This window comes from Stenotrophomonas sp. GW821-FHT02D01 (genome assembly GCF_059421765.1).
This window is the reverse complement of the sequence record NZ_JBWKVP010000004.1, coordinates 335,141-353,497: the sequence shown is the minus strand read 5'-3', so window position 1 is coordinate 353,497 and position 18,357 is coordinate 335,141. Positions and strand designations below refer to the sequence as shown.

The following is an 18,357-nucleotide window of genomic DNA, read 5'->3' as shown; positions in this document are numbered from 1 at the left end:
CCAGTCGCCTGTCGATCCTGGGCGCGTCGCGCCGGGCGATGCCCGGCGGCGCATCGGCTGATCAACGCCCGCTGCGCAGGCATCGCTGCGCGCTGCCGGATTGATCCTGCGCAAGGCACGATCTCCACACAGGCTGTGTAATGGTGTCGTTCCCACTGGCTGGATCACCGCGGAGCCCCACCATGTACAAGCGCATCCTGATCGCCACCGATGGCTCGGAGCTGGCCGACAAGGGCCTGGCCAAGGGCCTGGAGCTGGCCAAGGACCTCAACGCCGAGGTCGACATCGTCACCGTCTCCGAGCCTTGGGCCGTCGGCATGTACGACGCCATGGGCTGGAGCGTGGGCTACATGAACAGCCCGGAGTACAAGGCCGACCGCGAGGAAGGCGCGCAGAAGGTGCTGCAGCCGGCCCTGGCCAAGGCGGCCGAGCAGGGCATCACCGCGAATCCGGTGCATGTGCTGGACCGCTACGCGGCCGACGGCATCATCGAGACGGCGGGCCAGCGCAACAGCGATCTGATCGTAATGACCTCGCACGGCCGCCGCGGCGTCACCCGCGTGCTGCTGGGCAGCCAGACCGCCGAGGTGCTGGCGCGCAGCACGCTGCCGGTGCTGGTCATCCGCTGATACGGAAGCGTTCCCGGGGAGGGGACCCGACGCCGGCCGCAGGATGCGCGCCGGCGTTGTTTTTTATACGGCCCGAAGAGCATCCACGCATGGCGTGGATCTACTCCAGTTCACCGTCAAAGGTCCACGCCATGCGCGGATGGGGCCATCGCAATGCCCAGTAGATCCACGCCATGCGTGGATGGGCCGTGCCGATTGCCTTGATGGGGTCAGAGCCCTTTCCCGTGGAAAGGGATCCGACCCCGGCCACATCACCAGCTGTACAGCTTCCAGTACACCGGCGACACGCCATCCTTGTCATTGTCGAAGCGGCCATCGCCGTTCTTGTCATACATGTAGAACGGGGCGCCACGTGCCGGCGTCACCTTGACCATGCGCAACTGGCCGGACACCCGGTATTCCTCGATGGTGTCGCCGTTGTCCATGGTCCGCTTGGAGACATCGGCGCCCTTGACGTCCACCGGGGGAGCGCCCGCACCGCCCATGCTGGCGCAGCCAGCAAGCAGGAGCAGGGAAGCCAGCATCAGGGTCTTCATCGGCGGGGCCTTTGCCTGGAAAGAGCCTTGATTATGCCCCATCGTCGCGTCGCTGCCGTGTCGCCGCGGTGCAGGCATGGGCGCGTAGAATCGTCGCATGAGCAGATTAGTCCTGATCGACGGGTCCAGTTACCTGTACCGCGCGTTCCACGCGCTGCCGCCCCTGTCCAATGCACAGGGCGAGCCCACCGGCGCGCTGTTCGGCGTGGTCAACATGCTGCGCTCGACGCTGAAGGAGCGCCCGGCCTACGTCGCCTTCGTCGTCGATGCCCCCGGCAAGACCTTCCGCGATGACCTGTACGACCAGTACAAGGCCAACCGCCCGCCGATGCCCGATGAACTGCGCAGCCAGGTCGAGCCGATGTGCCGCATCGTCGAAGCGCTGGGCATCAGCATCCTGCGCATCGACGGCGTGGAGGCCGATGATGTGATCGGCACCCTCGCCCTGCAGGGCGTGGCACAGGACCTGAAGGTCACCATCTCGACCGGCGACAAGGACTTCGCCCAGCTGGTGCGCCCGGGCATCGAACTGGTAAATACCATGACCGGCAGCCGCATGGATTCGGACGCGGCGGTGATGGACAAGTTCGGCGTGCGCGCCGACCAGATCGTCGACCTGCTGGCGCTGATGGGCGATACCGTGGACAACGTGCCCGGCGTGGAGAAGTGCGGGCCGAAGACGGCCGCCAAGTGGCTGGCCGAATACCAGTATCTGGACGGGGTGATGGCAGCGGCGCCGACCATGAAGGGCAAGATCGGCGAAAACCTGCGCGCCGCGCTGGAGCGCCTGCCGCTGAACAAGGAGCTGGTGACCATCCGCACCGACGTCGCGCTGGACGCCAGCCCGACCACGCTGGCCCTGCGCGATCCGGATGTGCCCACCCTGGGCGAGCTGTACCTGCGTTACGGCTTCACCCAGGCATTGAAGGAGCTGGGCGGGCCGGTACCGGCGCCTGCAGTGGCCAACGATGCGACGCCGAGCCTGCGTGGCACCGCGGCCGGCTTTGCCCGTGGCAGCGCCGAAGCGCCGCCCGTCGGCGAGCTCGATCCGGCGCTGTCGGCGCCCGGCGAGTACGAGACCGTGCTGACCACCGAGCAGCTGCAGGCCTGGGTTGCGCGCGTGCAGCAGGCTGACCTGATCAGCTTCGACACCGAGACCGACGCACTGGATGCGATGCGTGCGCGCCTGGTCGGCATCAGCCTGGCGGTGGAGCCGGGCAAGGCCGCCTACATCCCGGTCGGCCACGATTATCCCGGCGCGCCGGCACAGTTGCCGCTGGCACAGGTGCTCGATGCGCTGCGGCCGGTGCTGCAGGACCCGGCGAAGAAGAAGCTGGGCCAGCATGGCAAGTACGACCTGCACGTGCTGCGCCGCCATGGCGTGGACGTGCAGGGCTACCACGACGACACCATGCTTGAGAGCTTCGTGCTCAATTCCACCGCCACCCGCCACGACATGGATTCGCTGGCCCTGCGTTACCTGGGCTACAACACCATCAAGTTCGAGGACGTGGCAGGCAAGGGCGCCAAGCAGATTTCGTTCTCGCAGGTAGGCATCGACGAGGCCGGCCGCTACGCCGCCGAAGACGCCGACATCACCCTGCGCCTGCACCACGCGCTGCAGCCGCAGCTGCTGGCCGAACCGACCCTGGACAGCGTGTACCGCAGCATCGAGATGCCGCTGGTGCCGGTGCTGGCCAGCATCGAAGCCAATGGCGTGCGGATCGACACCGACGAACTGCGCCGGCAGAGCCAGGACCTGTCCTCGCGCATGCTGGCCGCGCAGCAGAAGGCCACCGAACTGGCCGGGCGCAGCTTCAACCTGGATTCGCCCAAGCAGCTGCAGGCGGTGCTGTTCGACGAACTGAAGTTGCCGGCGGTGGTGAAGACCCCCAAGGGCCAGCCCAGCACCAACGAAGAGGCGCTGGAGGCGATTGCCGAGCAGCACGAGCTGCCGCGGGTGATCCTCGAGTACCGTGGCCTGGCCAAACTGCGCAGCACCTATACCGACAAGCTGCCGGAGATGGTCAACTCAGAAACCGGCCGGGTGCACACCAGCTACCACCAGTCCGGTGCCGCCACCGGCCGCCTGTCCTCGTCCGATCCGAACCTGCAGAACATCCCGATCCGCACCGAGGATGGCCGCCGCATCCGCCGTGCGTTCATCGCCCCGGAAGGCTTCCAGCTGCTGGCGGCCGACTATTCGCAGATCGAGCTGCGGATCATGGCCCACCTGTCCGGAGACCCGGGCCTGGTGCGGGCCTTCGAGCAGGGCGCCGACGTGCATCGCGCCACCGCCGCCGAGGTGTTCGGCCGCACCCTGGAAGAAGTGACCAGCAACGAGCGCCGCGCGGCCAAGGCGATCAACTTCGGCCTGATGTACGGCATGAGCGCGTTCGGACTGGCCCGCAACCTCGGCATCGACCGCGGCCAAGCGCAGGATTACGTGGCGCTGTACTTCAGCCGCTATCCGGGCGTGCGTGACTTCATGGAGCGCATGCGCGAGCAGGCCCGCGAGCAGGGCTACGTGGAGACCCTGTTCGGTCGCCGGCTGTACCTGAACGACATTCATGCACGTAACCAGGGCCTGCGTGCTGGCGCTGAACGTGCGGCGATCAATGCACCGATGCAGGGCACCGCCGCCGACATCATCAAGCGCGCCATGGTCGATGTGGACAAATGGCTGCGTGACAGCGGCGCACCGGCGCGGATGATCCTGCAGGTGCACGATGAACTGGTGTTCGAAGCCGAAGCCGGTTTCATCGAAGAACTGCGTAGCAATGTCGTGCAGCGCATGTCGCAAGCGGCACAATTGCGGGTGCCATTGGTGGTCGATACCGGTACTGGCAGTAATTGGGATGAGGCGCACTGAGTCGCATTCAGGCCGAAAACGCCGTGAATTCGTTCATTTGCATGATGTTTCTGACTCAAACATGAATGTTTCCCTGATGGGTGTTTATTAAATTGGGCCCCTTCACGAACCGTTAGTGTTCGGAGTGCTTCTATAACTCCCGACAGGCGCAATGCCTGTCGTGGATCTCTCCCATCCCCTGGAGCAGATCTCGGAACGGGGGCTCCTCCCCAAGCGCCCGTTCCCCGGCCCCGTTGACCTCCCCCTGGTCAGCGGGGCTTTTTATTTCTGCGCTGCTGCGCCACGCTGGGCCACCGCCCAGCAGGGAAACCCGCAATGCCCGATCTGTTCGACTTGGCGATGCCGTGGTGGGAATTCATCCTGCGCGCGGTGGTGGTCTACGCAGTCGTGCTGGGCATGGTCCGGCTCAGCGGCAAGCGCGCGCTGGGTCAGGTCACCCCGTTCGACGTGCTGCTGATCGTGCTGCTGGGCAACGCGGTGCAGAACGCACTGCTGGGCACCGACACCTCGCTGGCCGGCGGCCTGCTGCTGGCCGCCACGCTGATCCTGCTGAACTATGGCGTAGGCTGGATCACCGCCCGCAGCCGCCGCATGGAACGGCTGATCGAGGGCGAACCGGTGGTGATCGCGCGCAACGGCAAGCTCTTCGACAGTGTGCTGCGGCGCGAGCTGGTCAGCCGCGCCGATTTCGAGGTCGCCATGCGCCAGCAGAGCTGCATCGGCGTGGAAGAGGTGGAACTGGCGCTGCTGGAAACCAACGGCCACATCACCATCATTCCCAAGCGCAAGGACGAGTGAGCGGGTGCGGTGGGCCGTCGTGGCGCTGCGCTTGCTGCTATTGCTCCGCGGCCTGCGCCTTCATGCCCGCCCAGTCACGTGTGGCGTCCACATCGCAGGCTACATGGGTGCCCTTGCCGTCCTTGGCGCAGATCGCCGCCATCGTCTGCGGTACCTTGGGGTCGGCAGTATGTGCATAGCCTGCGGCGAGCCCCAGGCAGCCATCGCGCACGCCGGCGCTGCACAGCTTGATGAAATAGGGCTGGGCCTGCGCCCACTTCTCCGCGCTGTGCAGTTCCTCACCCGCGACCTTGCAGCCGAGCAGCTTGCCGTCGTTGCAGCATGACGCGGCACCGCCCTTGCGGGCCAGGATCGGGCAGTCCAGCGGCTGCGGAATCTCCACGAATGCCGGCGGCGGCTGGCAGCTCGTCGCGGACTTGTCCATGCGCTGGTAGTAGCCGTAGCGGTTGTCCTTGTCCATCCCGGCCAGGGTTCCGTTGCTCAGTGGCTGCAGTACGAAATCGCTGCCGACGTCACGACTGATCAGGATCCTGCCGTCCTGCACGCGTGCGCGCAGGCGGGTGCCGACACCCTCCACTTCGACCAGGCCGGCATCCAGGAACCGCAGCGGCGACAGCAGGCCAAGCTCGGCCTCGAAGCGGCCGCAGGGAAGCGCGGTAGCCGCGACCGGGGTCAGCGCCGCCGGCGCCAGCGGGGTCAGCATCGCCAAGCCCTTGGCCGGGCCACAGGCGTAACTGCCCTCGCGCTGCGTGCAGGAGCGCTGCAGGGCCTGCTGCGCCTGCTGCAGGCGTCCGCCGTTCCACAGCGCCTCGGCCACGTTGCTGCAGAACGACTCGCCCTGCTGCTGCGCGCACAGCGCCGCCAGTTCGTCCAGCTGCGCTCCTGGCAGCGGTGCGTCCAGCGTCCGCTCCAGGCCCATCACTGCCCTGCCCATCAGTTCGCCGGCCATGGCCTTCATGACGGCCATGCAGGCTTCTCCCTCCTCGGGCGATGCGTCATCGCGGCAGTAGGGCGGCATCTGCGGCTCGGCCTGGGCACGCTGCGGCTGCGCCTCCTCGGCCTGGCGCTGGTAGGTCTCCTGCAGTTGGGTGCAGGCCGCCTCCACGCCCTCGCTGCACCAGGCGTGCAGCTGCATGGGCGCGGCCTCGGGAAGTGCCTCCAGGCAGTCGCTGGTGTCGGCCATGCAGCTGCCTTCGACCATCTCCGGTACCGGCTTGCAGGCGGCCGCTGCTTTCAGGTGGAACGTGTGGTATCCGCCGGTGACCGTGCGGTCGTTGTCGCTGAACTCCCAGTTCTCCAGGCGGCCGGTGGACAGGTTGCCGGTGCCCAGCAGGTTGTCCTGGCGTACCAGCCGCAGCCGTTCCGTGGCCTGGTAGGGGCCCGAAAGGAAGCCGTGGGCTTCGCTTTCGATGGTCAGGCTGGCGTTGCCATCGTCCTGCAGGTAAGTGCCGCAGGCCATCGACTGCGCAGCCACCGGCAGGCTGGGCACGGCCAGCGCGAGCAGCAGCATGGCGCGCCAGGTGGTCATCCGGCGGCGTAGGGAAACAACAACGGGCATCACGGTCTTCCTTGATTCAAAACAAGAGGGGGAATGAAGCGGAGCACGCCGCAGCGGGGCCACCGCCGCGCGGGCGGCGGTGCCGGGATTGCGCAGCGGCAACGCGTGCAGCGTCCCGTGCCCGAAGCGCCTACAGCCAGTCGCGGGGCACCAGGTAATCGGCCAGGCGTGCTTCGGCGCTGCCGTCTTCCGGGCTGAAGCCGTACTCCCAGCGCACGCGCGGGGGCAGGCTCATCAGGATGCTCTCGCTGCGGCCGCCGCTCTGCAGGCCGAACAGCGTGCCGCGGTCGTAGACCAGGTTGAACTCCACGTAGCGGCCACGGCGGTACAGCTGGAACTCGCGCTCGCGTTCGCCGTAGGGCGTGTCCTTGCGCTGCTGCACGATCGGCAGGTAGGCATCGAGGAAGCCATCGCCGACCGCACGCAGGTAGGCGAAATCGCGTTCGAAATCGCCGTGCAGATCATCGAAGAACAGACCACCCACACCGCGCGTCTCATTGCGGTGGCGCAGGAAGAAATACTCATCGCACCAGCGCTTGTGCGCCGCGTAGCGCTCTTCACCGAACGGTGCACACAGATCGCGTGCCACCCGATGCCAGTGCTGCACGTCCTCGTCGAACGGGTAGAACGGGGTCAGGTCGAAGCCACCGCCGAACCAGCTGGCCACAACTTCGCCATCGCGCTGTGCCTGGAAGAAACGCACGTTGGCGTGGGTGGTCGGCACGTAGGGATTGAGCGGGTGGAACACCAGCGACACCCCGGTGGCGCGCCATGAGGCACCGGCCAACTCTGGCCGGTTGGCGGAGGCCGAGGGCGGCAGGCGGCTGCCGGCCACATCGGAAAAGCCGATGCCGGCCTGCTCGAACACTGCGCCATCGCGCAGCACGCGGGTGCGACCGCCGCCGCCCTCGGCACGCTGCCACAGGTCTTCCTGGAAGCGTGCCCGGCCATCGGCGGACTCGATCGCCGCACAGATGCGGTCCTGCAGGTCGGTGAGGTAGGCGCGAACGCGCTCGAATTCGTTCATGGCGCGTACTTTACCGCAGGGACGTGCGCGGGCCCTCGCTGGCTGCGCATTGCGTCGTGCCCGGCTGGCGCTGGTAACGCTGGTAGCCGGTCCAGGCATCCATGCCCAGCAGGTCGCCATTGGCCAGCAGGCGCAGCACATGATCGCTGCCGTGGTCATTGCGCAGGTGGATGGCACCGTCCAACAGGCGTACTTGCGAGCGCTGGCCACCGATCGTCGCGTAGCCATCGTCACCGAACGCAACCGCATCGAGGGTGCCGCCGTCGGCCCGGTACAGGCCACAGGGCGACTCGGTCGCATCGACCAGGCGCAATGCAGCACCGAGTGCCTGCAGGGGCTCGACCCGTTCGCATGCGCTGTAGCGACCGCTATCGCAGACCACCTGCAACGCCTGCACGGCCGCCCGCGGATCGCGCGCATTCAACTGCTGCTCGGCCACTTCGGTGCAGAAGCGGCCAGCACGCTGCTGCAGGCACAGCTGCTGCAGCTGGTCGCGCTGCGCCGCCGGCAGTTCCACCCACGCTGGATCGATGCCACGGGCGAACGCCTGGCCGCTGGCCTGTGCCACGGCGGCGGCCAACGCGTCACGACGGGCATCACGGCAGGTCAGTACCTCCTCGCGCTCCGCATCGGTGGTGCAGGGCGCCGGTGCGGCGGTAGCCAGCGCTACGCCCTTGGCAGACGCGGCGGCGAGGAGCGCATCGTCCACGTAGCCCAGCAACAGGCCGCTGCAGGCCGCGCCCACGCCCTGTTGGCAGGCGGTCAGCAGCTGCGGCGGCGTCGCCGCGTGCAGGCGAGCCATGCAGCGGTTCGCATCGGCCAGGCAGCTGCCGGCGGCGTTCACGGCCACCGGCTGGCAGACCGCCGGTGCACGCAGCTGGTAGTCCTGCAGCGTGTCGTTGATGCGTCTGCCATCAGCACTGGCAGTGAGCGCTGTTGCCACGCCGTCATCCAGGTTGACCAGCACCAGGCCGTTGCCATCGCGTTCGATCTGCAGCGATTCGAGATCAAAGCCCGTCGCCAGGCGACGGCCCCGGTTGTGTGAATCGATCACCAGCGCGGCATCATTCTGCGCATTGACGTACCGGCCACATCGCAGCGGCGCGGGCGTGGAAGCGGAGGCTGCGGCCGGCGCCGGCGGGGTGGCCAGCAGCGCAGTGACGACCAGAAGCATTCGGAGCAGGGCAGGCATGCGACATCCTTGTCGAAGGCGGAACGCGGGAGGGGAGTCAGCGGAAGCGGCAGCGGATGTCCGGTCGCAGCAGGCGCCAAACCAGCCAGCCCTGCAGCCCCGCGAACAGCACCGAGGTACCGACCAGTGTCAGGGTGAACAGCACACGCTGCACCTGCAGCTCATGCTGCGCCGTGGGGTCGCTGGCGAGCAGCGCGATCAACACCAGCAGCAGGCGGTCCATCCACCAGGCGATCACGAAGTTGGCCAGCGCGCTCAGGCCCAGCATCCACACATAGGCCCACAGGCCCCAGCGTCGCTCGCGCCACAGGCCCCAGCTGGCCAGGGTCGAGACCAGGCAGAGCAGGGCAACCAGCAGCGAGGTGGCCGCCGGGTGTTTCAGCATCCACCACAGGCTGCCGTCGAGCTGCTGTTCCCATGCCAGTGTCACCAGCGTGGTCCAGAACCCGGTGCGGGCCAGTACCGCGGCCATCAGCGCCTGCGCGAGGAAATAGAGGGTGACCAGCAGGCTCAGCCAAAACGAGCCCTGCGCCACCGCGCCGACCCAGTTGTTGGGTGGGGGTGGGGCGGGTGCGGGAATCGAGGGAATCGAAGCTGACATCCGTTGTCCGGGTGAGCGATGCCCGCCGGGTCAGCGGGCCGTCGCCAGGGCAGCGACCGCCGGCAGGATATGGTGTTCGCTCAAGGGTGCCAAGGGCTGGCCGTGCGGCGGCTGCAGCGGTACCCAGGCCAGTTCGGCGATCTCCGCACGCGCGCACGGCTCACCTTCGATCCACACCCGCCAGGCCTGCGCCTGCACGCGATGGCCGGGCTCGTTCACCGCCCAGTCCTCGAAACTCCCGAGTGCGATGGCCGAAGCGGTGTGCAGCTGTACACCCAGTTCCTCGTCCAGTTCGCGTGCCAGTGCCTGCAGGGGCGCCTCGCCCGGCTCGGGCTTGCCGCCCGGCTGCATGAAGCGGCTGGCACCGTGCTTGCGCACGACCAATGCCTGGCCACGGTCATCGAGGATGACCGCGGCCACGATGTAGATCGTGGCCGCGGCAGCACTCACTTCAGGTTCTGCTCGAACAGCTTGAGGATGCGCTTGTACTGGTCCAGCCAGGAATCAGCACGCACGTAGCCGTGGCGCTCCAGCGGGTACGGCGCGATCGACCAGTTGTCCTTGTGCAGCTCGATCAGACGCTGGGTCAGGTTCACCGAATCCTGGAAGAACACGTTGTCGTCCATCATGCCGTGGGCGATCAGCAGGTTGTCCTGCAGGTTCTGTGCGTACTCGATCGGCGACGACACGCGGTACGCCTCCGGATCGATGTCCGGGGTGTTGAGGATGTTGCTGGTGTAGCCGTGGTTGTACTGGTGCCAGTCGACCACCGGGCGCAGCGCGGCGCCGGCCTTGAACGTGCCCGGCGAACGGAACAGGGCCATGAAGGTCATGAAGCCGCCGTAGGAGCCGCCGTAGATGCCGGCGTGGTCACGGTCACCCTGCTGGGTGTCGACCAGCCAGTCCAGGCCGTCCTTGTAGTCTTCCAGCTCCGGGTGGCCCATGTTGCGGTAGATCGCCGTGCGCCAGTCGCGGCCATAGCCTTCGCTGCCGCGGTAGTCCATGTCCAGCACGAGGTAACCCTTCTGCACCAGCAGGTTGTGGAACATCTGCTCGCGGAAGTAGGCCGGGTAGCGCTGGTGCACGTTCTGCAGGTAGCCGGCACCGTGCACGAACATCACGACCGGGTACTTCTTGCCGGGTTCCTTGTTTTCCGGCTCGTAGTACTTGGCCCAGACCACGCCGGCGCCATGTTTGGACGGCACCGCCACCAGCTTCGGCTGGATCCACTGGCGCGCCTTGTAGTCGGCGGTGCGGGTATCGGTCAGCACGCGGGCCTGGCCGGCACCGGTACTGGGCACCACTGCCAGCTGCGCCGGCAGGTAGGCGCCGGAATAGCGCACCAGCAGCTGCTGGCCGTCCGGCGACAGCGAGAAATCTTCCACGCCATTGAGGTTGGTCAGCTCGCGCACCTGGCGGGCAGCGGTATCGACCGCGCAGACTTCGTAGTCATGCGGGGCCTGCTGGTTGCACAGGAAGTAGAAGCCCTTGCCGTCGGCCGACAGCACCGGCGCCGAGGTTTCCCACTTGCCGCTGGTCAGCGCCTGCGGCTTGCCGCCACCGGCCTGGGTGTACAGGTGCGAGAAGCCGGATTCCTCGGACAGCAGCCACAGCGTGCGGCCATCGGCCATCCAGCCGAAATCGTTGAAGCCCCAGTTGATCCAGGCGTTGTCGGTCAGCCGGTGGCGGTTCTGCACGCGGCCGTCGGCGGCAGCAACGCTGACGATCCAGCGGTCCTTGTTGTCGTTGGCGCGCAGCATCACCGCGGCCTGCTGGCCGTCAGCGCTCCAGCGGATGCCACCGCCCATGAAGTCGCTCATCACCTGCACGCTGCGGTCGCCCTTCAGCGCGTCCTTGCCGGCCTTGCGACGCAGCTCGGCCAGCGGATCGGTGCCGATGCCCGGCAGGCTGGACAGCGACAGCTTCTCGGCCTTGCCGCTGCGTACATCCACGAACCACAGGGTGTGCGGCTCGAAGCCGCTGCGGCCAACGCGGGGACGGGTGTCCTCGGTTTCTTCGTAGCCCGACTCGGTCACGTACAGCGGCATCTTGCCGCCGCGGCCGTCATCGAAGTCCTTCGGCTTGGTGGTCACGATCAGGTGGCCCAGGTCCGGCGACAGCACGCTGTCGACGATCTCCACGTCGGCACCCAGGAACACCGGACCCGGTGCGCGGGTCGGGTCGGCCTGGCGCCAGCGCTGGTCCTGGTCCTTCAGCGCCTCGCGCTGTTCGCGGTCGCGGCGCAGGGTTTCCAGCGTGCGCAGCTGCTGGTCGCGCAGCACGTCGGCCTTCGGCGGCGTGCTGGGATCCTTTTCGGCCTTCAGGCTGGCCACCTGCTGCACGCCGCTGGCGGCGGTCCAGTGGAACCAGTTCTGGCCGACCCGCCAGATCACGCCGTTGTCGGCGGCGAAGTTCACACCGCTGGCGCGCTCGTTGCTGCGGGTCAGCTGGGTCAGTGCGCCGCTGCGCAGGTCGCGCACGAACACGTCGCCGTTGCGCACGAACGCGCTACGCGTGCGGCTGCGGTCGTACACCGGATCGGCCACGTCCAGGCTGCCGCGCTGGTCATCGGCCACCTGCGCGGCCACGCCACCGGCGATCGGCTGGCGGAAGGTGTCGCGCACCGGGCTGCCGTTGCGCTTGAGCTGGTACTCCACCTGCTGGCTGTTCCACGACCACCAGGCCTTCTCCACCGGCGGACCGATCCAGTCCGGGTCGGCCATGGCCTGTTCGATGGTGATCGGTGTCGGCGCAGCCTGCGCGGCCGGAGCGGCCAGCACGGCAGACAGCAGGAGGGACAGGGGCAGCACTCGGGACATGGGCGGACGGCACCAGAAGAGGAAACCGGGCAAGCGTAGCAGCCGTCCCGGCCCCGGGCAGGGGCCACAGGTCATGGCAGCGGAATCGGCAAAGCGGTGCAACCGGTCGGCAGGGTCGCGCATCCAATCTCCTGAACCCGCATCATCTACCGGACAGGAGCACGACATGCAGGAACTCATCCCGATCACCCTCTTCATCTGCATCGCCTATGCGATCCATGCCATCGCCGATGCGCGTGCGCGCAGCAAGCTGGTGGCACCGCACGTGCCGGAGGAAGTCATCCGCTCGCTGGCGGTGCTGGAGGAGGAACGCCGCCGCCAGGGTGCCCTGCGCTGGGGCATCAGCCTGGTCTGCCTGGCGCTGGCCATGGCGCTGCTGGAGGCCATCGGTGCACGCGACCTGACGTTCGGCGCAGCTGCCGCGCTGGTCGGCAGCGCAGGGCTGGGCCAGCTGCTGGCTTGGCACTTCACCCGCCCTGCTGTGCGCAAGGGCTGAGCCGGCGCATGCTGCGGGCACAAGGGGCGCCCCCCGCATGAGCCTTCTGGGGGGAGCACTGGCCGCACTGCGGGGGCGGCGGCGCAATGTCCCCGCGGAGGAGCCCTCTGCGTGGGAGGATGACCGTGCCCTGGTGGGCGCGATCATCGACGGCTCGCAAGCGGCCTTCGCGCAGTTGGTGGAAACACATCAGCGCACCTGCGCGCATGTGATCGGGCGCATGGTCGGCGACCGCGACCAGGTGGCCGATCTGCTGCAGGAAACCTTCCTGGCCGTGTTCCGCCAGCTGCACCGGTTCCGTTTTGAATCTTCGTTGCGGACCTGGATTTCGCGCGTGGCCTACACCACCGCACTGCAGCACCTGCGGCGGCGGCGGCTGGAAGCGCAGTGGATGGTGGCGGTGGAGGTACCTGAAGAGCTGGGTATCGGCGATGAAGGGCCGGGCCCGGCCGAACTCAGCGAGGCGCTGCAGGCCGGCCGCCAACTGGGCGCGGCGTTGGAGCGATTGAGTGCGCCGCAGCGCCTGATCGTGGGCCTGCATTATCTGGAGGATTTTGATCTGGCCGAGATCGAGCAGGTGACCGGGCTGGCCCGGGGTACCATCAAGAGCCACCTGCACCGTGCGCGCCATGTCCTGAAACAGGAGCTGGTGAAGCACGCCACCGCCGGAGAACTGTTGTGAGCCGACCAACCGATTCCCGCGAACCCGACGAGCGTGCGCTCTCGCAGGCCTTGCATGAACAGGTAAGGCAGGACGAGGTGCCGGATGTGAGCGAAGCGCTGCAGAAGCGGATTGCGTCCGAGTCGCGCGACAGCAGCGTGGGCTATGCGGTGGTGCAGATCGTGTTGCTGGGCGCGTTGCTGGCGATGGGCGTCTGGTATTTCTGGCGGTGAACGCCCCGCCGGGCATGGCCCGGCGCTACCGCGTGAATCAGCACCCCGCCGGGCATGGCCCGGAGCCACCAATGATGAAATGACGTGTAGCGCCGGGCCATGCCCGGCGGCTTCCACGCACCCTGCGACAAAGTGAAGCAGCGCGTCACCCGGTCGCATCCCGGCTTAACGATATCCCCCTAAAGTGGTCTGGTATCCCACCGGCACCTGGCAGGAGGCGTCCCTTGGACGCGTTGTTGTTGTCGCGGATCCAGTTCGGATTCGTCATCAGTTTCCACGTACTGTTCCCGGCCTTCACCATCGGTACGGCCAGCTGGCTGGCCTTCATCGAGTGGCGCTGGCTGCGCACGAAATTGCCCGTATGGCGCGAGCTGTATTTCTTCTGGCAGAAGATCTTCGCGGTGTCCTTCGGCATGGGCGTGGTCAGCGGCATCGTCATGGCCTTCCAGTTCGGCACCAACTGGCCGCGGCTGAGCGAAGTGGCCGGTACGGTGATCGGCCCGCTGCTGACCTACGAAGTGCTGACCGCGTTCTTCCTGGAAGCCAGCTTCCTCGGCGTGATGATGTTCGGCTGGGGCCGGGTGTCGCCGCGCCTGCATTTCCTGTCCACCTGCATGGTGGCGCTGGGCACGCTGTTCTCTACCTTCTGGATCCTCTCGTCCAACAGCTGGCTGCATACGCCGGCCGGCTACGAGATGGTCAACGGTATCGTGCATCCCGTCGACTGGTGGCAGGTGGTGTTCAACCCGTCCTTCCCGTACCGGCTGGCGCACATGGCGCTGGGTTCGTTCATCACCACCTGTTTCGTGATCGGTGGTGTGGGCGCGTGGTATCTGCGCAGGGGAACGCATGTGGAAGCGGGGCGGCGGATGCTGATCGCGGCCGTCGTGTTCGCCGCGCTGACCGTGCCGGTGCAGATCTTCGTCGGCGACATGCATGGCCTGAACACGCTCAAGCACCAGCCGATGAAGATCGCAGCGATGGAAGCGCACTGGCATGAGACCAAGGAAGGCGAGGGCGTGCCGCTGGTTGTGTTCGCGCTGCCCAACGAGAAGGAGGAGCGCAACGATTTCGAGGTGGCCATTCCCAAGCTCGGCAGCGTGATCCTCACCCACACCCTGGACGGTACGTTCGATCCGCTGACGTCGGTGCCGGCCAGCGAACGGCCGCCGGTGACGCCGGTGTTCTTCGCCTTCCGCATCATGGTCGGGCTGGGCACGCTGATGCTGGTGCTGGCCTGGGTCTCGGCCTTCCAGCTGTGGCGGAAGAAGCTGCTGGCCTCGCCGTGGCTGCTGCGTGGCTGGAACTGGATGCTGCCCAGCGGCTTCGTCGCGCTGCTGTCGGGCTGGTTCGTCACCGAGATGGGGCGGCAGCCGTGGGTGGTCTATGGCGTGCTGCGTACCGCCGATGCCGTTGGCCCGCAGAGTGCGTGGATGACCGCGCTGTCGCTGGGTGTCTATGTGGTCGGCTATGCCTTCGTGTTCGGCTGGGGCATCTGGTACCTGGTGAAGATCCTGCGCCACGGCCCGCAGCCGTACGACGAAGGCCCGTCGCTGGACCATGGCAGCCACACCCCGGCGCGGCCGCTGTCGGCCGCCGACGAACCGCTGGAGGAGCGCTGACATGGACCTGATGACCTGGCTGCCGGTGGCATGGTTCGCGGTGATCGGCTTTGGCGTGCTGATGTACGTGGTGCTGGACGGCTTCGTGCTCGGCATCGGCATCCTCGCCCCGTTCGCCGAGGACGAGGAACAGCTGGACCTGATGATGAACACCGCCGCGCCGATCTGGGACGGCAACGAGACCTGGCTGGTGCTCGGCGGCGCCGGCCTGATGGCCGCCTTCCCGAAGGCGTATGCCGTACTGCTGTCGGCGCTGTACCTGCCGGTGCTGCTGCTGGTGGTGGCGCTGGTGTTCCGTGGCGTGGCCTTCGAGTTCCGCTTCAAGGCGCACCGTTCACGGCGGCTGTGGAGCGTGGCGTTCGGCCTCGGTTCGCTGCTGGCCACGTTCGCCCAGGGCGTGATCCTCGGCACGCTGGTGCAGGGCCTGCCGCTGGTCGATGGCGTGTACCAGGGCGGCGCGTTCGGCTGGTTCAGCCCGTTCGCGATGCTGACCGGTGCCGCGCTGGTAGCCGGCTACGCACTGCTGGGCAGCACCTGGCTGATCCTGAAGACCGAAGGCCGCGTGCAGGCGCTGGCCCGGCAGATGACCCGCCCGCTGGTGGTGGCGGTGATCGCGGCAATGGGCCTGGTCAGCAGCTGGCTGCCGTTCCTGCAGTCGCGGCTGATGGACCGCTGGTTCAGCGACGGCAACTTCTGGTGGCTGTCGCCGGTGCCGCTGCTGACCTTGGCGGTGGCCATCGCGCTGTGGCGCAGCGCCACCCACCCGCGTCGCGACCTGCCGCCGTTCCTGCTCAGCCTGGCCTTGTTCGTGCTCGGCTTCGCTGGCCTGGTGCTGGGCATGTGGCCGTACCTGCTGCCGCCGTCGATGACGCTGTGGCAGGCCGCCGCGCCGGCCTCGTCGCTGGGCTTCACCCTGGTGGGGCTGGTGGTGCTGCTGCCGGTGATCCTGGGCTACACGGCATGGTCCTACCGGGTGTTCCGCGGCAAGGTACGCGCCGACGCCGGCTACCACTGAACCGGCTCGCTGGATCGGTCCATGCGGGGGGCGGTCGCTGACCGCTCCCCGTTGTGCTTTGTGAAACATGTCATCCCTGTGTCGGACGTGCTAGCGTGCGCTCCTTTCCGGCAGCCAGGGGGGCAGCCGGCGACGTCCTGGACGGATGCATGGCTGCAGGAATGGGGGGCAGCCGCGTGTCGCCGTAATGGCTCGAGACTCTCGTTCGCCCATCGAAACATCACCGGTAATGATCGAATTTTCCGTTGTCGACTGGGCCGCCTGGGCGCCTGGCCTGACCGAGCGTAGCCAATGGATGGGCTGGGCCGGAGCACCGTTCCTGCCGCAGGGCGAGGACACGCCGGCGCTGGCCGAGATTCCGGCCATGCAGCGCCGCCGTATCGAGCGCCTGGGCCGCATGGCGATCCAGGCCGCGTGCTGGTGCGAGGACGGGCAGGGCGCTGACAGCCAGGTGCCGCTGGTGTTCGCCAGCCGCCATGGCGATGTCGCCCGTTCGATGGACCTGCTGGGCTCGCTGGTGGACGATCAGCCGTTGTCACCCACCGGCTTCGGCCTGTCGGTGCACAACGCGATCGCCGCGCTGTATTCGATCGCCCGCGGCCACCGGGGCAACTACCTGGCGCTGTCCTCCGGCCAGTCGACGGTGGAAGCGGCGTGCCTGGAGGCCGTCGGCCTGCTTGGTGATGGTGCGAGCGAGGTGCGGGTCGTGGTCTATGAGTCGCCGTTGCCCGACGTTTACGCCGAATTCGCCGACGAACCCGACCCGTTCTTCGCCTGGTGCTGGCGTCTGGCACCCGCCGGTACTGCCGGCGGCAGCGATCTTTCGCTGTCCTGGCAGGTCGCCGGCGACGCCGAGCCGACCGCGCCGGGCGTGTTGCCGCATGCGCTGGACCTGCACCGCTTCCTGCTGGCCGGGGATCCGCAGCTGCAGCACCTGACCCAGGGCCAACGCTGGTCCTGGCGCCGCCGTGGCTGAGGCGCTGCGCCGCCTTGATCATGCCTGGCGGGTGTTCGGCACCGGCCTCAGCTTCGCCGCGTTTGGCGTCGGCGGTCTGTTGCTGGGCGTGCTGGTGATGCCGGTGCTGCTGCTGATGCGCGACCCGGTGGCCCGCCGCCGCCGGGCCCGCCGGCTGGTCCAGCGCGCCTTCGCCAGCCATGTGTGGCTGATGTGCCGGCTGGGCGTGATGACCCTGCAGGTCGACGGGCGCGAACGCCTGCAGCGCGACGGCCTGCTGGTGCTGGCCAACCACCCGACCCTGATCGACGTGGTCTGCCTGATCGCCCTGCTGCCCAACGCCGACTGCGTTGTGAAGCGGGCGGTGGCCTGCAACCCGTTCATGCGCGGCCCGGTGCGTGCCGCCGGTTACATCTCCAATGACGACGGCGCTGGGCTGGTCGATGACTGCGCGGCGGCCGTGCACGCCGGCGGCACCCTGGTGATCTTCCCGGAAGGCACCCGCAGCGTGCCGGGGCAGCCGTTGCGGCTACAGCGTGGCGCGGCCAACATCGCCGTGCGCGGGCGCCTGGACATCACCCCGGTGCGCATCACCTGCACCCCGCCGACGTTGACCAAGGGCCAGAAGTGGTATCGTGTACCCTCACGTCGTTTTCACGTTCAGCTGCAGATCGGCGAAGATATCCCGATCGCGCCGTTCCTGGCCGAAGATGACTCGCCAAGGGGGGATGCCCTGGCGGCCCGTCGCGTCACCGACCACCTCACTCGTTATTTCGACCTGTCTGGAGATCCGACCCGTGCAAGCACTTGAGCACGAGATCAAGGAATTGATCATTTCCTCGCTTTCACTGGAGGACATCACCCCGGAGGACATCGATCCGACCGCGCCTCTGTTCGTGGAAGGCCTCGGCCTGGACTCGATCGATGCACTGGAACTGGGCCTGGCGCTGCAGAAGAAGTACGGTGTCAGCCTCTCGGCCGACTCGGAAGAAACCCGTCGCCATTTCTCCAGCGTGCGCGCGCTCGGCGAGTTCGTCGCCGCCCGCCAGTCGTAAGGCGCCAGGAACTGCCATGACCAAGAATGAACTGTTCGAGCGCATCGTCCGCATCCTGACCGACAGCTTCGAGATCGAGCCGGCGCGGATCAGCCCGGAATCGCGCCTGTACGACGACCTGGACATCGACAGCATCGATGCCGTGGACCTGATCGTGCAGCTCAAGCCGCTGCTCGGCCGCAACCTGCAGCCTGAAGCGTTCAAGGCCGTGCGCACCGTGCAGGACATCGTTGATGTCGTGCATGGCCTGCTGCCCGGTCAGGCCGCTGCCTGACAGCAGCACGGACG

At 67.5% G+C, this 18,357-nt stretch carries 19 protein-coding genes; 12 read left to right on the top strand and 7 right to left on the bottom strand.

From position 1 onward, the window contains the following. Window positions 1-182 precede the first annotated feature (182 nt). A complete protein-coding gene (locus tag AC07UW_RS11305) occupies window positions 183-629 on the top strand; it encodes a universal stress protein (RefSeq protein ID WP_025878044.1) in 447 nt (148 codons plus the stop codon). A gap of 251 nt (window positions 630-880) precedes the next feature. Here AC07UW_RS11305 and AC07UW_RS11300 read toward each other — a convergent pair whose 3' ends face one another. Next, entirely contained in the window at window positions 881-1,165 is a 285-nt protein-coding gene (locus AC07UW_RS11300) for a DUF2782 domain-containing protein (RefSeq protein ID WP_025878043.1), read from the bottom strand. Window positions 1,166-1,262: 97 nt separating this feature from the next. Between AC07UW_RS11300 and polA the strand changes: the two genes are divergently transcribed. Next, window positions 1,263-4,037 carry a DNA polymerase I gene (gene polA / locus AC07UW_RS11295; RefSeq protein ID WP_495212073.1) on the top strand — a complete coding sequence of 925 codons (2,775 nt, stop codon included), beginning with the start codon at window positions 1,263-1,265 and terminating at the stop codon, window positions 4,035-4,037. A gap of 315 nt (window positions 4,038-4,352) precedes the next feature. Beyond that, window positions 4,353-4,835, top strand: coding sequence for a DUF421 domain-containing protein (locus tag AC07UW_RS11290; RefSeq protein ID WP_312109265.1), 483 nt, complete (start codon window positions 4,353-4,355; stop codon window positions 4,833-4,835). Window positions 4,836-4,872: 37 nt separating this feature from the next. Here AC07UW_RS11290 and AC07UW_RS11285 read toward each other — a convergent pair whose 3' ends face one another. The 6 genes from AC07UW_RS11285 to AC07UW_RS11260 all read right to left on the bottom strand — a co-directional run bounded on the left by AC07UW_RS11285 (window position 4,873) and on the right by AC07UW_RS11260 (window position 12,032). Beyond that, window positions 4,873-6,393, bottom strand: coding sequence for a hypothetical protein (locus AC07UW_RS11285; RefSeq protein WP_495212072.1), 1,521 nt, complete (start codon window positions 6,391-6,393; stop codon window positions 4,873-4,875). A 130-nt stretch (window positions 6,394-6,523) separates the two neighbouring features. Next, window positions 6,524-7,420 carry an oxygen-dependent coproporphyrinogen oxidase gene (gene hemF, locus AC07UW_RS11280; protein WP_312788025.1) on the bottom strand — a complete coding sequence of 299 codons (897 nt, stop codon included), beginning with the start codon at window positions 7,418-7,420 and terminating at the stop codon, window positions 6,524-6,526. Window positions 7,421-7,430: 10 nt separating this feature from the next. After that, window positions 7,431-8,612 carry a hypothetical protein gene (locus AC07UW_RS11275; RefSeq protein WP_495212071.1) on the bottom strand — a complete coding sequence of 394 codons (1,182 nt, stop codon included), beginning with the start codon at window positions 8,610-8,612 and terminating at the stop codon, window positions 7,431-7,433. Between the two features lie 37 nt (window positions 8,613-8,649). Next, window positions 8,650-9,213 (bottom strand): hypothetical protein, encoded by a 564-nt coding sequence (locus AC07UW_RS11270; protein WP_336022622.1) that lies wholly within the window; start codon window positions 9,211-9,213, stop codon window positions 8,650-8,652. Between the two features lie 30 nt (window positions 9,214-9,243). Then, window positions 9,244-9,663 carry an NUDIX hydrolase gene (locus AC07UW_RS11265; RefSeq protein ID WP_495212070.1) on the bottom strand — a complete coding sequence of 140 codons (420 nt, stop codon included), beginning with the start codon at window positions 9,661-9,663 and terminating at the stop codon, window positions 9,244-9,246. Continuing rightward, window positions 9,660-12,032: a S9 family peptidase gene (locus tag AC07UW_RS11260; RefSeq protein ID WP_495212069.1), complete on the bottom strand. Its 2,373-nt coding sequence runs from the start codon at window positions 12,030-12,032 to the stop codon at window positions 9,660-9,662. Before AC07UW_RS11260 ends, AC07UW_RS11265 begins: the two co-directional genes overlap by 4 nt. Before the next feature lie 166 nt (window positions 12,033-12,198). On the opposite strand from AC07UW_RS11260, the gene AC07UW_RS11255 reads away from it, so the two are divergent. The 9 genes from AC07UW_RS11255 to AC07UW_RS11215 all read left to right on the top strand — a co-directional run bounded on the left by AC07UW_RS11255 (window position 12,199) and on the right by AC07UW_RS11215 (window position 18,343). Next, complete coding sequence (locus AC07UW_RS11255; RefSeq protein WP_099844143.1) at window positions 12,199-12,528, top strand: hypothetical protein; 330 nt, start codon at window positions 12,199-12,201, stop codon at window positions 12,526-12,528. Window positions 12,529-12,565: 37 nt separating this feature from the next. Continuing rightward, window positions 12,566-13,210 (top strand): RNA polymerase sigma factor, encoded by a 645-nt coding sequence (locus AC07UW_RS11250; RefSeq protein ID WP_313250345.1) that lies wholly within the window; start codon window positions 12,566-12,568, stop codon window positions 13,208-13,210. After that, on the top strand, window positions 13,207-13,422 hold the full coding sequence (locus AC07UW_RS11245) for a membrane protein (protein WP_032976798.1): 216 nt from the start codon (window positions 13,207-13,209) through the stop codon (window positions 13,420-13,422). Before AC07UW_RS11250 ends, AC07UW_RS11245 begins: the two co-directional genes overlap by 4 nt. 224 nt (window positions 13,423-13,646) lie before the next feature. Further along, window positions 13,647-15,044 (top strand): cytochrome ubiquinol oxidase subunit I, encoded by a 1,398-nt coding sequence (locus AC07UW_RS11240; protein ID WP_495212068.1) that lies wholly within the window; start codon window positions 13,647-13,649, stop codon window positions 15,042-15,044. 1 nt (window position 15,045) lies between these two features. Continuing rightward, window positions 15,046-16,059, top strand: a complete 1,014-nt coding sequence (gene cydB, locus AC07UW_RS11235) for a cytochrome d ubiquinol oxidase subunit II (RefSeq protein ID WP_025878022.1) — start codon at window positions 15,046-15,048, stop codon at window positions 16,057-16,059. 229 nt (window positions 16,060-16,288) lie between these two features. After that, the gene (locus tag AC07UW_RS11230; protein WP_495212067.1) at window positions 16,289-17,035 is read left to right on the top strand and encodes a beta-ketoacyl synthase chain length factor; all 747 of its coding nucleotides are present in this window, start codon (window positions 16,289-16,291) and stop codon (window positions 17,033-17,035) included. Further along, on the top strand, window positions 17,028-17,825 hold the full coding sequence (locus AC07UW_RS11225; protein ID WP_025878020.1) for a lysophospholipid acyltransferase family protein: 798 nt from the start codon (window positions 17,028-17,030) through the stop codon (window positions 17,823-17,825). Before AC07UW_RS11230 ends, AC07UW_RS11225 begins: the two co-directional genes overlap by 8 nt. Next, entirely contained in the window at window positions 17,812-18,069 is a 258-nt protein-coding gene (locus AC07UW_RS11220) for a phosphopantetheine-binding protein (protein WP_005411610.1), read from the top strand. The genes AC07UW_RS11225 and AC07UW_RS11220 overlap by 14 nt, the downstream gene beginning before the upstream one ends. A 16-nt stretch (window positions 18,070-18,085) precedes the next feature. Further along, complete coding sequence (locus tag AC07UW_RS11215; protein ID WP_025878014.1) at window positions 18,086-18,343, top strand: acyl carrier protein; 258 nt, start codon at window positions 18,086-18,088, stop codon at window positions 18,341-18,343. Window positions 18,344-18,357: the final 14 nt, after the last annotated feature.